We start from the raw sequence: 14,290 nt of genomic DNA, 5'->3' as shown, positions 1-14,290 counted from the left end.
TGTCATCGTGTCGATCGAGGTCCAGCCGCTGGAGCGAGTGGCCCATGAGCGCGCCGGCATCGACCTCGTCGCCGCCGAGCAGGCCGCCGGCGAGTTCCTGCGGGCGCTCGGGATAGACACCGACAGCGAGAGCATGCGGCGCACGCCGTGGCGCATGGCCAACGCGTACGCCGAGTTGTTCAGCCCTCGGCCCTTCGACCTCACCACGTTCCCCAATGACGAGGGTTACGACGAGTTGGTGCTCGCCCGCGCCATCCCGGTGCGCTCGATCTGCGAGCACCACCTGCTGCCGTTCGTCGGTGTCGCCCACGTCGGCTACCTGCCGGGGCAGCGGATCCTCGGGCTGTCCAAGCTCGCCCGGATCGTCGAGCATTTCGCCTACCGCCCGCAGGTGCAGGAACGGCTGACCAAGCAGGTCGCCGACTGGCTGCGCGACCACCTCGACCCGAAGGGCGTCGGGGTGGTCATCGAGGCCGAGCACACCTGCATGACACTGCGCGGCGTGCGGGCCGAGGGCTCGTCGACCATCACCTCCACGCTGCTGGGGTCGCTGCGCGACGACCCCCGGTCCCGCGGCGAGTTCCTCGCGCTCACCATGCCGGGAGGACGGGCATGACCAGTGCGTACGTGATCGTCGGAGCGGGCCTGGCCGGCGCCAAGGCGGCGGAGACCCTGCGGGCGCGGGGCTACGGCGGGCCGCTGGTGCTGATCGGCGACGAACGGGAGCGGCCCTACGAGCGGCCGCCGCTGTCCAAGGGCTACCTGCAGGGCAAACACGAGCGGTCGAAGATCTACGTCCACAGTGCATCGTGGTACGCGTCGCACGACGTCACGCTGCGGCTCGGCACGCGGGTCACCGCGCTCGACCCGGCCGCACACACGGTGACGCTCGACGACGGGACCCGGCTCGACTACGCGAAGCTGCTGCTGACCACGGGTTCGTCGCCGCGGCCGCTGCCGGTGCCGGGTGCCGACCTGGCCGGCGTGCACTACCTGCGGCGGGTCGAGGAGAGCGACCGGCTCAAGGAGGCGTTCCGGCCCGACGCGCGGGTCGTGGTGATCGGCGCGGGTTGGATCGGGTTGGAGGCGGCCGCGGCCGCGCAGGCGGCCGGGGCGCAGGTCACGGTGCTGGAGGCCGCGGAGTTGCCGTTGCTGCGGGTGCTCGGGCCCGAGGTGGCCCAGGTCTTCGCCGACCTGCACCGCGCGCACGGCGTCGACCTGCGGCTGGGTGTGGAGGTCGTCGAGATCGCGGAGCACGCGGGGCGGGTGTCCGGCGGGCGACTCGGCGACGGGTCGTTCGTCGGGGCCGACGAGGTGCTGGTCGGCATCGGCATCACGCCCAACACGGGGCTCGCGTCCGACGCGGGTCTGACGGTCGACGACGGCGTGGTAACCGACGAGCACCTGCGCACGTCGGCCGCGGACGTCTACGCGGCGGGCGACGTCGCCAACGCCCGTCACCCGTTCCTGGGCCGGCACATCCGGGTCGAACACTGGGCCAACGCGCTCAACCAGCCCCAGACGGCGGCCCGGTCGATGCTCGGCGAGGACGTGCCTTACGACCGGTTGCCCTACTTCTACACCGACCAGTACGACCTGGGCATGGAATACACAGGCTACGTGGAGCCGGACGGCTACGACCGCGTCGTCTTCCGCGGCGACGTCGGCAAGCGGGAGTTCATCGCGTTCTGGCTCGCCGGGGGCCGGGTCGTGGCCGGCATGAACGTGAACGTGTGGGACGTCGTCTCGCCGATCCAGGAGATGATCCGCTCCCGCGCCGTCGTCGACCCCGCCCGTCTGGCCGACCCGGACACGCCGCTGGCCGCCGTCACATCGTGACGACGAGCTTGCCCGTGGTGTGCCGGCGGGCGAAGTCCACACAGGCCTGTGCGCCGTCGGCGAGCAGGTGGCGGCGGCCGATCGTGGCGGGCAGGTCGAGCGCGCCGACTTCACGCATGCCGCCGTACACGCCGTCCATGTCGAGCACGAACCGCAGGGTGACGTCGGGGCGGTCGATCCAGGCCTGCTCGGGTACGGGGTACGTGATGGTCAGGAGCCGGCCGCCCGGGCGGACGGCCCGTGCGACCGCGGTGAGCCGGTCGCTCGGCAGGGTCAGGTTGAGGGCCAGGTCGACGTCGGTGGGGTAGCCGGCTTCGGCGTACCCGATGGTCTCTTTCGCACCGAGCGCGCGCAGGATCGCCTCGTCGGCCTCGGTGGCGGTGGCGACGACCCGGGCGCCGGCGCGGGCGAGCAGGGGGAGCACGGCGGTGCCGACCCCGCCCGTGGCGCCGACGACGAGCACGGTCTCACCCGGCCGCACGTCGGCGACGGCCATCAGCGCGCGAGCGGTGAGGCCGACGGTCGGCAGCGCGGCGGCGCTCTCGACGTCGAGCGCGGGTGGCCGGTGCGCGAGGAACGGGGTGTCGGCCTCGAAGACGGCGTACTCGGCCAGTGACCCGGTGCTCAGCGACGGCCGGTCGGTGCCGGCCATCGCCCGCAGCGCGCGGGGCACGGCCTGACCGAAGATCTCGTCGCCGGTCCCGTAGCCGGTCACCCCGGGCCCGACCTCGGTGACCGTGCCGGCGAAGTCGTTGCCGGGCACGTGCGGGAACGTGAGCGGGACGGTGTCGCGAAAGTCGCCGCTAGGCAGCCGCACGTCGGCGGGATTGATCGAGGCGGCGGCGATTCTTACCTGGATCTGCCCGGGCCCGGGCGTGGGCACCGCCACGTCGGCCACGGTGTAGCTCTCGGGCGGGCCGTATTCATTGGCGACGACTGCTCTCATGGCTGCTGCCCCTCTAAGCGGACCGGGCGGTCAGGTTATTTGGACGCTAGCAATAACCGGACCGGGCGGTCAACTTTGCTACGGTGACTGGCGTGACCCCGCCGCGCCCTCTTCGCGCCGATGCCGCCCGCAACAGGGACGCGCTGCTGGCCGCGGCCGCCGACGAGTTCGCGGAACGGGGCCTGGAGGCGTCGGTGGCCGACATCGCCCGCCGGGCGGGGGTCGGCAAGGGCACGGTGTTCCGGCACTTCGCCACGAAGGACGACCTGCTGGCCGCGATCGTGATCGACCGGATGGACGCGCTGGACGCGGTGGGCCAAGATTTGCTGACTGCGGACGATGCGGCCACGGCCCTCCACGAGTTCCTGACGGCGGCGGCCCACCAACGACAGCAACGCGATCTATCGTTCCTGCAGTCGGCCGGCGACGTCAGCCCGGAGGTCACCCGCACCCGCACCCGCCTGTACGCCACGATCGACCACCTGGTGGCCCGCGCCCGCACGCAGAAAGCAATCCGCCCGGACATCACGGGCGCGGACGTGATCCTGCTGATGTGCGCACCGAACTACGTGGTGAGCTACGTCCCGGAGGCCCCGCCGGACCTCTGGCAGCGCTACCTGGCCATTATCTTCGACGGCCTCCGCCCGGCGGCTGCCCATCCCCTGCCCCACCCACCGCCGTCGCTTGACCTGAGCGACACAGCCACCTGACGACGGCGGGTCAAGCAGCGGCTGGCCGCCGCCTTCACCTTCGCCGGCCCGCGACGGGCGCAGGCAGGGCTGCCTATCAGGCGCCGCCTCGCGACTGGCTCGCCATCCGCGGAGCGCAGGCGGACGCCTGGGCTGCAAGCTCGGTAGGCCGGCCGGGCTGACGCCGCGCCATCGCGACCGGTCCGCCCTTCCGCGGAGCTCGGGCCGAACGCCTTGGCCGCGAGATCGGTAGCCCGGCCGAGCTGACGCCGCGCCCATTGCGACCGTCCGCCCTTCCGCGGAGCCCGGCCGGAAGGCCTTGAGCAGTGCGCTCAGTAGCCCAGCCGGGTGACGCGTTCGTAGTTCGCAGGTAGCGGCGGCGCGCCGGACCTGCCGCGGTCGCCGGCGAGGAGCGGTTGGCGAAGTGTTTCGCCGTCGCTGATCGCGGTGTCGAGGGTGGACAGCACCCGCGTCGCGATGGTTGCCGCCGCGCGGGCGGCGTTGTCCGTGCCGAGCACGACCGCGACCGCGTCGGCCGAGACCAGCGTCTCGGCCAGGACGACGGCCAGGCGCTCCCGCGTGCGCTCGATCCAGGCCGCGGCCTCGTCGGCGAAGCGACCGGTCGCGGCCAGCGCCTCACCGGCAGCCGCCGCGTCGGCGCCCAGCCGCGCGGCGCGGGCGGCATAGGACTCACCCGCCGGTCCTTCCCAGGCCACCGGCGCGATCACGGCCGACCGCACGTCGGTGCACGTCGCGGCCCGAGCCCGCAACACCCCGCCCGCCTCGGCCAGCGGCGCCGCGCGCAAGGTGCCGGTCAGCGCGGCCACCGCCTCGCCCGGCAACGCCCGCATGCGGCGCAGCAACGGCCAGACCGGGTCGTCGTCGGGCGCGCCGACCCGGGCGAGCAGGTCGTCGACCCGCGCGAGCAGATCACCCGCAGGCCCCGCGAGATGGTCGAGCGCATCGCTCATGCCCCACCCACCTCACCACTACGCCGGGCGGAGTCGTCCTCCGCGCCGGCATAACCGCCACCAGCCGTGCGCAAGGTGGCGGCCGTGTCGGTCAGCCGCGCGGCAAGCGCATCCACCGTGCGCGCCCGCTCACCCACCTCGGCCGACCACCGCGCGTGCAGGTCGCGACCCAGCACACCGAGCCGCCCCGGCAGGTCGGCCCCGAACGCTCCCGGCCCCGGATCCACCGCCGCTAGCCCACCGCCCAACCCGGCGGCCAACTCATCAAGGTCACGCGCCACCCGACCCAGCGGAGCGGTCATCACACCTCCCACCCGCGGCAAACCAGCGACCAAGCCGCTGACCCACGACCGGATGGCGAGGTCACGGCTCCAGCCGCGAGATCAAGCCCGCCGCCGCCACGGCCCCGCGGCGGCGTCATGACTCGCCCAGCGGCGGGTAGTCGGCGAACGTCTCGGCGCGTAGCTTGTCGCGCGCCCAGCGCGCCGCGTCGGCCGCCGCCGCGATCGTGGTGGTCAAGGAGACAGAAAGGTCGCGGTTGCCGCGACCCTGCAGGTTGCCCACCACCCGTACCTCCGTCACCTCGCCCGCTGCCGTCACGACCACCTCGACCAACCCGTCCGGCGAGCGGACCGTCACCTCGGTCGCGCGCGCCGCGCGGTCGAACTCGTCGCGCAGCGACTCGATGCGGCGGTAGCGCGCGATCGCCTCTTCGACCCACGCCTCGTCGATCTCTCGCGGCATGCGGCTCCCTCACCGACCGTGTCGCGACCACCACCACACGTCGTCCAGGCATCGAACCGTACCGCTGCCGCACACGCAGCGAAAGTCCGCCTGTGGATAACTAGTTCCAGAGGGAAAGCATCATCGCCTCGACGGCGATGCGGGGCTTTACGTTGGCCTCGATGGCCGTGCGGCACTCCAGGACCGCCTCCAGGCGGCGGAGGGCGTCGTCCGGGCTCCATTTGCGGGCCGCGGCCTCCGCCAGCGATGTCGCGTCCGTGTGGACCGGGGCCACCGGCGCCGCCATCGTGCGGACCAGGACGTCGCGGTAGAAACCCGCCAGGTCCACCAGCGCGCGGTCCAGCGCGTCGCGCTGCGCCCGCGTCGCCCGGGACTTCTGCCGCTTCTCCAGGTCCTTGAGCTGCCCGGCGGCGCCGCGGATGGCGCCCGAGGCGCCGCGGCCCGTGCCGCCTGCGCCGAGCGCGGTCTCCAGCGCGGTGCGTTCGGCCGTGTCCGCCTCGGCGACCGCCGCCTCCGCCTCGGCCTCGGCCGCCTCGATCAGCGCCGACGCGGCGTCGAAGCAGGCGCCGACGCCGGTCAACCGGCGGGGCACGGCGAGCACGGCCTCGCGCCGGCGGCGGGCGTCGGCGTCGCGGGCCAGCCGGCGGGCCCGGCCGACGTGGCCCTGCGCGGCCGCGCCGGCCCAGGCCGCCGTGTCGGCCTCGACGCCGTCGCGGGACACCAGCACCGAGGCGACCGCCGCGGCGGGCGGCTGGCGCAGGGTGACCACCCGGCAGCGGGACCGGATCGTCACGGAGATGTCGTCGGGGTGGGTCGACGGGGTGCAGAGCAGGAACACCGTCCGCGGCGGCGGCTCCTCGATCGCCTTGAGCAGCGCGTTGCCGGCCTGTTCGGTGAGCCGGTCGGCGTCCTCGATGACGACCACCTGCCAGCGCCCGCCGGTGGGTGCGCTGGCGGCGCGCAGCACCAGCGCGCGCATCTCGTTGACGCCGATCGACAGCCCGTCGGGTGTGACCATCCGCACATCGGCGTGGGTGCCGCCGAGCGTGGTGCGGCAGCCGGTGCACTCGCCGCAGCCGACGCCGGTGGCGCACTGCAGCGCCGCGGCGAGGGCGCGGGCCGCGACCGAGCGGCCCGAGCCGGGCGGCCCGGTGAAGATCCACGCGTGCGTCATCGCCGAGCCGGTGCCCGAGCCGTCGAGGATGGCCACCGCACCCGCCGCCGCACGGCGCAGGATGTCGACGGCCTCCTCCTGGCCCACCAGGTCGGCGAAGACGTCAGCCACGTGGTTCCAACTCCCGGTCCGGCGGCGGTGGCGGGGTGCGCTGCGCGGCGGCCAGCCGCGCGGACGGCCTGTCGTCATCCGCCCCGGAGTCCGAAGAATCCGAAGAATCCGAAGAGTTCGAATCCGCGGGCTCGCCACGCTGCGCCGCGTCGACGATCGAGGCTATCTCCTGCTGGGAGAGTTCCGGCTCCGTCGACGTGTCGGGCTGCTTGGCCGGCCCCGGATGCTCCGGCCCGGGGTCGCCCAGCATCGGGGTCACCCGGTCGAAGACCGCGAGCGCGAGTTCGTCCCGCGGCCGGGTCGCGTCGAGCACCAGGTAGCGGCGCGGGTCGGCGGCGGCCAGGTCGAGGAACGCGTACCGGACCCGTTCGTGGAACGGCAGCGCCTCGGTCTCGAGCCGGTCGTGCACACCCCGCTCGGCCGCCCGGGACAGGCCGACCGTGGGTTCGACGTCGAGCAGCACCACCAGGTCGGGCTTGAGGCCCCCGGTCGCCCACGAGGAGAGCCAGGACACCTCCTCGACCGGGAGGGTACGACCAGCGCCCTGATAGGCCAGCGAGGAGTCGACATAGCGGTCGCTGACGACCACCGCCCCGCGGGCCAGCGCCGGCCGGACGACGGTCGCCACGTGGTGGGCCCGGTCGGCCGCGTAGAGCAGCGCCTCGGCGCGCGGCGACAGATCGGTGTCCTGCGAGAGGACCATGGACCGGATCCGCTGGCCGACGTCGGTGGCGCCGGGCTCGCGGGTCACCACGACGTCGCGCCCCTCGGCCCGCAGCGAATCGGCCAGCGCCGCGACCTGGGTCGACTTGCCGCTGCCCTCGCCGCCTTCGAAGACCACGAAGACGCCGCGCCAGGCCGACGGCTCGGCGGGCGAGAGCGGCCGGCCGCGCATCGAGCCCCACAGGTCGGCCAGGACGCCGACGCCGGGCTTGTCGTCCATCTGCTTGAACGCGCTGATCCCGGAGAGGATGCCGGCGACGCCCGCGGCCAGCAGGAGCAGCCGGGTCGAGGAGATCGAGATGCCGAGCGAGGCGACGTCGAGCGTGCGCGAGCCGCCGACGCCGACCAGCAGGCTGGACAGCGCGATCGCGATCATCAGCACCACCCGGGTGCCGGTCTGCACGACCGCGAACACCCGGCCGCGCACCTCGTCGGCGACCTCGACGCCGAGCAGCGTGATGCCGGCGAGGAACGCCATGCCGGCGCCGGCGCCGACCAGCACCGCGCCGACGATCGCCATCGACAGGTGGATCGAGGCGGCGAGCACGATCACCGAGGCGGCCGCGAGCACGATGCTCATGCCGAACCAGCGCCGCCGGGAGAGGTCCTTGATGATCGCCGGGCCGAGCCCGATGCCGACCGAGAGACCGACGAACAGGAACGCGAAGAGCAGGTAGAACGCGGCGTCACCGGCGTCGAGCGACTGGGTGAAGAACCGGGCGGTGCCGATCACCACGCCGCCGCCGGCGAACGCGCCGAAGATGCCGAGCACGAGGCCGCGTACGAGTGGGGAGTTGCCGATGAACTTCCAGCCGTCGACGAACTGGCGCAACATGCTGGTGTTCTCGCGGTCCTGCGGCGAGGTGCGGCCGCTGATCTCCTTGATGCCGTAGAACACCACGATCGCGGTGGCCAGCCGGGAAAACGCGTTGAACCAGAGCGCGAGTTGAGCGGGCTCGGCCCAGTCGGCCGGTGCCGAACCGGTGATGCCCCGGACGCTGGCGTCGAGGGCGGCCAGGCCGACGGCCGCGAGCACGGGCGTCAGGCCGTACGTCGTGATCAGGGTCAGCTGGTTGGAGACCTCGAGCCGGGCCTTGGGGATCAGGTTGGGAACCGCGGCCTCCTTGGCCGGGATCCAGATCAGCGTGATCGCCTCGATGATGAAGGTGGCGATCGCCGCCCAGCCCACCACCACCGCGCCGGAGAACCCGAGGAGCGCGACCAGCGGGATCGACGCGAACAGCACGAACCGCAGCAGGTCGCAGATGACCATCGTGTAGCGCCGGTCGAACCGGTCGGCCAGCACGCCGGCCACGGGGCCGAGGATAAGGGCGGGCAGCAGGCGTACGGCGATCACGCCACCGAACGCGAGACCCTTGGCAGTGTCGCCGCTGACCTGGGCCGAGGCGAAGATGGAGGTCGCCAGCAGGCCCAGCCAGTCACCCAGCGACGCGACGCCGAGCACCAGCCAGAGCCGGCGGAACGGCCGGATCCGGAGCACGGCCCGCAGCGCGCTGACGCCGGAGAGGTCGACCTGCTGCGAGCGGTTGGTGGTGCTGGACCCGGCGGCGTCCGGACGTGCGCCGGGGCGCTCGAGGTCCTCTCCGCTGACGTTCGTGTCGATGGCCGTACCTCCGCAGTGCCGGCCCATCGCTGGGCTCCCCCGGACCTCACTCTAACGGCGTGGACGATCACGCCCACCCCGACATCATCCTGAGGTCCTCATGCGTCGTGCCCCTTACGGGCCACGCCGCCTTCCGGTCGATCCCTGACCCTAGCTGCCCCGATACGCCCGTAAGGGTGCCGCGTACACGAGGGTGTTTCGCATTGCATTCCCACCCGCTACGGTGCAGATGTGTCCGGTAAAACCCCCGAAACGTCCCAAAGGGCAAGGTTCGACAAGGCCACCGCGGAGCTCGACCCGCCGTGCGCCGTCGTCGACCTCGCGGCGTTCGACGCCAACTCGGATGCCCTGGTCAGCCGCGCCGCCGGCAAGCCGCTGCGGGTGGCCAGCAAGTCGGTGCGCTGCCGCGCGCTGCTCTCCCGGGTGCTTGGTCGTCCGGGCTGGCACGGCGTGCTCGCGTACACGCTCGCCGAGGCCAACTGGCTCGTCCGGACGGGCGTTACGGACGACGCCGTAGTCGCCTATCCGACCGCGGATCGGGCCGCCCTGCGTGACCTGGCCGGCGACGAGCGCCTGCGGACCGGTGTCACTCTGATGGTGGACAACGTCGAGCAACTCGACTTCCTCGAGTCGACGACCGGCGGCACCGAGATCCGGCTCTGCGTCGACCTCGACGCCTCCTACCGGCTCGCCGGTGGACGCGTTCACCTGGGCGTGTTCCGCTCCCCCGTGCACGCGCCCGACCAGGCCCGCGCGCTCGCCGAGGCGATCGCCAAGCGACCGGCGTTCAAGCTGGTCGGGATCATGTCGTACGAGGCCCAGATCGCGGGCCTGGGCGACGCGCCACCCGGCCGGCGCGCCCGGGCCCTCGCGATCCGGGCGATGCAGCGGCGGTCCTGGCGCGAGCTGCTGGACCGGCGCGGTGCCGTGGTGGAAGCGGTCCGCGCCGTCACCGAGCTGGAGTTCGTCAACGGCGGCGGCACCGGCAGTGTCAGCTTGACCGGCGGCGACCCGTCGGTCACCGAGATCACCGCCGGCTCCGGCCTCTACGGGCCCACGCTGTTCGACGCGTACACGGCCTGGCGGCCGACACCGGCCGCGTTCTTCGCCCAGCCGGTGGTCCGCCGGCCGGGACCCGGCCTGGTGACCGTGCTGGGGGGCGGTTGGATCGCGTCCGGCCCCGCCGAGCCGAGCCGCCAACCGACCCCGTGGCTGCCGGCGGGCCTGAAGATGATCGGCACCGAGGGCGCCGGCGAGGTGCAGACCCCGCTGCGCGGCCCGGCCGCCGACTCCTTGCGGGTCGGCGACCGGGTCTGGTTCCGGCACGCGAAGGCGGGTGAGCTCGCCGAGCACGTCAACGAGCTCCACCTGATCGACGACGACACGGTGATCGCCGTCGAGCCCACCTACCGCGGCGAGGGCCACGCCTTCCTCTAAGCGTTAGCAACGGTCCGTTCTTATACGGAAAGCGTTAAGAACGGACCGTTCCTTACACCGAGACGTGCCGGTGCAGGTATTCGCGGATGAGCGCCTTGGCCTCCGCGAGGACCCGCTCGTCGCCCTCGGTGCGGCGCCGGAAGGCCAGCTTGATCAACGCGTCGGCGGCCTCGACGGCGATCTCCAGGGCGAACCGCAGCCGTGGCTCGTCGGCGACGTGGAACTGCTCGACGAGCAGCCGGGCGAGCTGCTCGGCGATGACCGCGTTGTTGTCGCGCTCCTCGTCGAGCAGGTGCACGTCGACGACGTCGCCGAAGTGCAGGGTCCGGAAGCCGGGCACGGTGCGGTGCATCTCGATGTACTCGTCGATGCCGGCGTCGACGCCTTCCCACCAGTCAGCGAACGTGCCGCTGCCGAAGCGGTTGGCCAACCGCTCCAGGTAGGCCTCCATGTTGCGCAGCGTCAGCGCCTGCACGATGGCCCGCTTGTCGGGGAAGAACTGGTAGACGGAACCGATCGCCACTTCGGCACGCTCGGCGAGCAATGTGGTCGTCAGGCCCTCGTAGCCGACCTCGTCGACGATCTCGGCGCACGCGTCGAGCATCCGCTGGACGCGGGCCACACTGCGGCCTTGCACCGGCACCCGGCGCAGCGGGCCCGTGGTGACGGCTGATGTCGTCATGCCTCACCACATCCTTCCTCTTTCGGCCCCGCGCGGGGGGAACGTTACTCGGATCAACGAGCAACCCGGATGAGAGGTATTCAGCAGAAGGGCGGTATTTGCGGGGACTCTTGACAGGACACTCTTACGCGCGCGCTTAAACACTGATATGAAAGCTGTTCATATTGTGGAGGCCGCCATGACCGCGAGTCGAGCCGCCGCGACCAGCGTGGCGCAGTGGCGCAACTGGGCCGGCAACCAGCAGGCCACCGCGCGCGCGGAGCGCCCCCGCGACCTCGACGCGCTCGTCGAGTTGATCAAGACGGGCGGGCGGCTCAAGCCCGTCGGCTCCGGCCACTCCTTCACGGACATCGCGGTCACCGACGGCGTGCGGGTCGACCTGACCGCGCTGCCCGGCCCGGTCGACGTCGACCGCGAGGCCAGGACCGTGACGGTGCCGGCCGGCATGACCCTGGCGACCCTCAACGCCCTGCTCGCCAGCCACGGCCTCGCGCTGCCCAACCTCGGCGACATCGACGCGCAGACCGTCGCCGGCGCGATCTCCACCGGTACGCACGGCACCGGCGCGGCGTACGGCTGCCTGTCCACGTTCGTGGTCGGCCTGACCCTGGTCACCGGCACGGGCGAGGTGCTGCGCTGCGACGCGGAGCACCACCCGGAGGTCTTCACGGCCGCCCGGGTCGGGCTCGGCGCGCTAGGCGTGCTCACCGAGGTGACGCTGCGCTGCGTCGACGCCTTCACCCTGCGGGCCCACGAGCGCCCGGGCCGGTTGGCCGACGTGCTCACCGGCTGGCCCGATCTCGTCGCCGAGAACGACCACTGCGACCTCTACTGGTTCCCGTACACCGACCGGGTCCAGGTCAAGACCAACAACCGGGTGCCGGCCCACGACCGGCCGCTGCCGGGCTGGCGCGGCTGGCTCGACGACGACTTCCTGGCCAACACCGTGTTCGCGGGCGCCTGCCGGCTGGGCCGCGCGCTGCCGGCCGCGGTGGCCCCCATCAACGCGATCTCCGCCCGCGCGCTCACGGAGCGCGTCTACACCGGACGGTCGGACACCGTCTTCTGCACGCCGCGCCGGGTGCGATTCACGGAGATGGAGTACGGCTTCCCGCGCGACGCGTTCCCGACGGTGCTGGGCGCGCTGCCCCGGATCATCGAGACGTTGCCGTTCAAGGTGCAGTTCCCCGTCGAGGTGCGGTTCACCGCCGCCGACGACATCCCGCTCTCCCACGGCTACGGCCGCGACTCGGTCTACGTCGCCGTGCACCAGTTCGCCGGCGCGCCCTACGAGCCCTACTTCCGGGCGGTGGAGAGCCTCGCCCGCGAGCTCGGCGGCCGGCCGCACTGGGGCAAGCTGCACTACCGCGACGCCGAGTCGCTGCGCCCCGTCTATCCGCGCTTCGACGAGTTCGTCGCGCTGCGCGATCGGCTCGACCCCGATCGGGTCTTCGCCAACGCCTACACCGAGCGGGTGCTCGGGGCCTAGGCGGTCACCACGTCGGCCACGACCACGGTGACGTTGTCGTAGGTGCCGGCGGCGAGGGCGAGCGCCACGAGCTGCCGGGCGCACGCGTCAGGATCGACGACCTCGCGCAGCGTACGCCCGATGACCGTGTCCTCGACGTAGTCGGACAGGCCGTCGCTGCACAGCAGCACCCGGTCGCCGGCCTCCACCGGCAGCAGCGCCGTCGCCGCCTTGTAGCTGTCGCCCTGCACCGCCTGCGTGATCACCGAGCGGCGCGGATGCCCCCGCGCCTCCTCGGCGGTCAGCGCGCCCCGGTCGACGAGCAGTTGGACGAACGTGTCGTCGCGGGTCAACCGGACCATCTCGGGCGCGCCGGCGGCCAGCAGGTAGCCACGGGAGTCGCCGACGTGCAGCAGCCCCAGGTAGTCGCCCTGCAGCAGGCCCGCGGTGACCGTCGTGCCCGCGCCCTGGTGCTCGGCGGCGATCTGGGCGTTGGCCTGCTCGACCGCGCCGGCCAGCGCACCGGCCGGGTCGGGGGTGTCCTGGTCCTCCAGCCCGCGCAGCGCCTCGATGACGATCTCGCTGGCCATCTCGCCCGCCGGCATGCCGCCGACGCCGTCGGCGATCACCACCAGGCGGCGCCCGGCGAACGCCGCGTCCTCGTTGTTGGGCCGGGCCGGGCCGACGTCGGTCACGGTCACAGCACGCAAGATCAAGCGGGGCATGGTACGAGCATCTCAAACCCGTCGATCGCAGTCTCTACGCATTGTTTCGTAGGGTGTGTGCGTGATGCCGGTGACGATGGTCGGGCGAGCGCGGGAACGCGCCGAGTTGGCCGCCGCCTGGGCCACGGTCGCCGGTGACCTCGCCGGCGTACGGGTCGCCGTGCTCACCGGCGATCCGGGCACCGGCAAGAGCGCGTTGCTGGCGGCCGTGCTCGCGGAACTCGACCCGACACCGGGCACCGTGCTCGCCGGTCAGGCCCGCATCCACTCGCCGGCGCCGTACGACTGGCTGGCCGCCGTCCTCAGCGGCCGGGACACCCGCGGCCTGCCCGCACCCGGCCCCGCCCTCGCCTGGCTCGCCCAGCACGACGCCGCCCCGGTCGAGCGGTTCGCGCCCGGCGCGCTGCTGCGGGTCGCCACGCGGGTGGTCCGCCACCTGGCCGGTGCCGGGCCCGCCGTCCTCGTGGTCGAGGACCTGCACGCCCTCGACCCGGCCAGCCTCAACCTCGTCGGCGAGCTCGCGGCGGCGCCGGGCCTGCCGGCCCTGCTGCTGGTGACCAGCCGGCCCAGTGCAGACCCACTGGTCGCCCGGACCCTGGCCCGACTGACCGGCACGCCGGGCGCGATCCGGGCCCACCTCGGCCCGCTGCGGCCGGCCGACGTGGCGGCGGTGCTGGCGCAGGTCTACCCGGACCGCGAGATCCCGCCCGGCGCCGCGCGCGAGGTGTGGCAGCGGACCGGCGGCAACGCGTACCGCCTGACGGAGCTCGTCGCCACGACGCCCGCCGACGACATGGCCGCCCTGCTCGCGCCTGCGCGGCCCGCCGATCCGGCCGCCGCGGAGCTGACCGCCCGCGAGGCCGAGGTGCTGGTCTGCCTGCGCGACGGCATGGCCAACAAGCAGATCGCGCGGGCGCTCGGCATCTCCGTGCGGACCGTCACCGTGCACGTCTCCAACCTGCTGCGCAAGACGGGCACGACATCGCGCACCGAGGCCGCGCTCTGGGCGGTCCGCCACACGTCCCCCACTGCCTCGTTGACCCCGCGTAGCCAGCCGTAACCGTAGGGTTCCGTCGAGGGTAGCCATCCATTGACCGGCGCCTACGCAGTCGGCAGGCTCCACATTGGTGCTCTTCGACGTGGAGGAGCCCCTTTGT

The 14,290-nt window shown here is 73.0% G+C and carries 14 protein-coding genes; 6 read left to right on the top strand and 8 right to left on the bottom strand.

Translation table 11 applies throughout. The features are described 5' to 3' along the window. The first annotated feature begins 7 nt into the window (after positions 1-7). Positions 8-616, top strand: coding sequence for a GTP cyclohydrolase I FolE (gene folE, locus Asi02nite_RS18095; protein ID WP_275410357.1), 609 nt, complete (start codon positions 8-10; stop codon positions 614-616). Further along, the gene (locus tag Asi02nite_RS18090; protein ID WP_203714448.1) at positions 613-1,839 is read left to right on the top strand and encodes an NAD(P)/FAD-dependent oxidoreductase; all 1,227 of its coding nucleotides are present in this window, start codon (positions 613-615) and stop codon (positions 1,837-1,839) included. The genes folE and Asi02nite_RS18090 overlap by 4 nt, the downstream gene beginning before the upstream one ends. Here Asi02nite_RS18090 and Asi02nite_RS18085 read toward each other — a convergent pair. After that, positions 1,829-2,785: an NADP-dependent oxidoreductase gene (locus Asi02nite_RS18085; RefSeq protein ID WP_203714446.1), complete on the bottom strand. Its 957-nt coding sequence runs from the start codon at positions 2,783-2,785 to the stop codon at positions 1,829-1,831. The two genes, Asi02nite_RS18090 and Asi02nite_RS18085, sit on opposite strands and share 11 nt — an antisense overlap. Before the next feature lie 92 nt (positions 2,786-2,877). Between Asi02nite_RS18085 and Asi02nite_RS18080 the strand changes: the two genes are divergently transcribed. Then, positions 2,878-3,495 (top strand): TetR/AcrR family transcriptional regulator, encoded by a 618-nt coding sequence (locus Asi02nite_RS18080; protein WP_203714444.1) that lies wholly within the window; start codon positions 2,878-2,880, stop codon positions 3,493-3,495. 311 nt (positions 3,496-3,806) lie between these two features. Here Asi02nite_RS18080 and Asi02nite_RS18075 read toward each other — a convergent pair whose 3' ends face one another. From Asi02nite_RS18075 to tmk, 5 genes are all read right to left on the bottom strand, one after another. Further along, a complete protein-coding gene (locus tag Asi02nite_RS18075) occupies positions 3,807-4,445 on the bottom strand; it encodes a hypothetical protein (RefSeq protein WP_203714442.1) in 639 nt (212 codons plus the stop codon). Further along, positions 4,442-4,747: a hypothetical protein gene (locus tag Asi02nite_RS18070; protein WP_203714440.1), complete on the bottom strand. Its 306-nt coding sequence runs from the start codon at positions 4,745-4,747 to the stop codon at positions 4,442-4,444. The genes Asi02nite_RS18075 and Asi02nite_RS18070 overlap by 4 nt, the downstream gene beginning before the upstream one ends. Before the next feature lie 115 nt (positions 4,748-4,862). After that, positions 4,863-5,189, bottom strand: coding sequence for a YbaB/EbfC family nucleoid-associated protein (locus Asi02nite_RS18065; RefSeq protein ID WP_203714438.1), 327 nt, complete (start codon positions 5,187-5,189; stop codon positions 4,863-4,865). Between the two features lie 100 nt (positions 5,190-5,289). Beyond that, positions 5,290-6,474, bottom strand: a complete 1,185-nt coding sequence (locus tag Asi02nite_RS18060) for a DNA polymerase III subunit delta' (protein WP_203714436.1) — start codon at positions 6,472-6,474, stop codon at positions 5,290-5,292. Continuing rightward, the gene (tmk, locus tag Asi02nite_RS18055; protein WP_239126804.1) at positions 6,467-8,662 is read right to left on the bottom strand and encodes a dTMP kinase; all 2,196 of its coding nucleotides are present in this window, start codon (positions 8,660-8,662) and stop codon (positions 6,467-6,469) included. Before tmk ends, Asi02nite_RS18060 begins: the two co-directional genes overlap by 8 nt. Before the next feature lie 390 nt (positions 8,663-9,052). On the opposite strand from tmk, the gene Asi02nite_RS18050 reads away from it, so the two are divergent. Beyond that, entirely contained in the window at positions 9,053-10,258 is a 1,206-nt protein-coding gene (locus Asi02nite_RS18050; protein WP_203714433.1) for an amino acid deaminase/aldolase, read from the top strand. A gap of 52 nt (positions 10,259-10,310) precedes the next feature. Here the strand turns inward: Asi02nite_RS18050 and Asi02nite_RS18045 are convergent, their stop codons facing one another. Further along, on the bottom strand, positions 10,311-10,940 hold the full coding sequence (locus tag Asi02nite_RS18045) for a TetR/AcrR family transcriptional regulator (RefSeq protein WP_203714431.1): 630 nt from the start codon (positions 10,938-10,940) through the stop codon (positions 10,311-10,313). Between the two features lie 178 nt (positions 10,941-11,118). On the opposite strand from Asi02nite_RS18045, the gene Asi02nite_RS18040 reads away from it, so the two are divergent. Continuing rightward, a complete protein-coding gene (locus Asi02nite_RS18040; RefSeq protein WP_203714429.1) occupies positions 11,119-12,429 on the top strand; it encodes a D-arabinono-1,4-lactone oxidase in 1,311 nt (436 codons plus the stop codon). On the opposite strand, the gene Asi02nite_RS18035 is transcribed toward Asi02nite_RS18040, so the two are convergent. Then, positions 12,426-13,133 (bottom strand): PP2C family protein-serine/threonine phosphatase, encoded by a 708-nt coding sequence (locus Asi02nite_RS18035; protein WP_203714427.1) that lies wholly within the window; start codon positions 13,131-13,133, stop codon positions 12,426-12,428. The genes Asi02nite_RS18040 and Asi02nite_RS18035 overlap by 4 nt on opposite strands. A gap of 64 nt (positions 13,134-13,197) precedes the next feature. Between Asi02nite_RS18035 and Asi02nite_RS18030 the strand changes: the two genes are divergently transcribed. Continuing rightward, positions 13,198-14,193, top strand: a complete 996-nt coding sequence (locus tag Asi02nite_RS18030) for a LuxR C-terminal-related transcriptional regulator (RefSeq protein WP_203714568.1) — start codon at positions 13,198-13,200, stop codon at positions 14,191-14,193. Positions 14,194-14,290 lie beyond the last annotated feature (97 nt).

This window comes from Asanoa siamensis, from assembly GCF_016862555.1.
Classification (GTDB): domain Bacteria; phylum Actinomycetota; class Actinomycetes; order Mycobacteriales; family Micromonosporaceae; genus Asanoa; species Asanoa siamensis.
This window is presented reverse-complemented; position numbering and strand designations above follow the sequence as displayed.

Coding starts and splice junctions, on each gene's coding strand:
- Asi02nite_RS18040 (WP_203714429.1), top strand. CDS start 11,119: ATGACCGCGAGTCGAGCCGCCGCGACCAGCGTGGCGCAGTGGCGCAAC.
- Asi02nite_RS18045 (WP_203714431.1), bottom strand. CDS start 10,940: ATGACGACATCAGCCGTCACCACGGGCCCGCTGCGCCGGGTGCCGGTG.
- Asi02nite_RS18065 (WP_203714438.1), bottom strand. CDS start 5,189: ATGCCGCGAGAGATCGACGAGGCGTGGGTCGAAGAGGCGATCGCGCGC.
- Asi02nite_RS18070 (WP_203714440.1), bottom strand. CDS start 4,747: ATGACCGCTCCGCTGGGTCGGGTGGCGCGTGACCTTGATGAGTTGGCC.
- Asi02nite_RS18030 (WP_203714568.1), top strand. CDS start 13,198: ATGCCGGTGACGATGGTCGGGCGAGCGCGGGAACGCGCCGAGTTGGCC.
- Asi02nite_RS18035 (WP_203714427.1), bottom strand. CDS start 13,133: ATGCCCCGCTTGATCTTGCGTGCTGTGACCGTGACCGACGTCGGCCCG.
- Asi02nite_RS18090 (WP_203714448.1), top strand. CDS start 613: ATGACCAGTGCGTACGTGATCGTCGGAGCGGGCCTGGCCGGCGCCAAG.
- Asi02nite_RS18085 (WP_203714446.1), bottom strand. CDS start 2,785: ATGAGAGCAGTCGTCGCCAATGAATACGGCCCGCCCGAGAGCTACACC.
- Asi02nite_RS18075 (WP_203714442.1), bottom strand. CDS start 4,445: ATGAGCGATGCGCTCGACCATCTCGCGGGGCCTGCGGGTGATCTGCTC.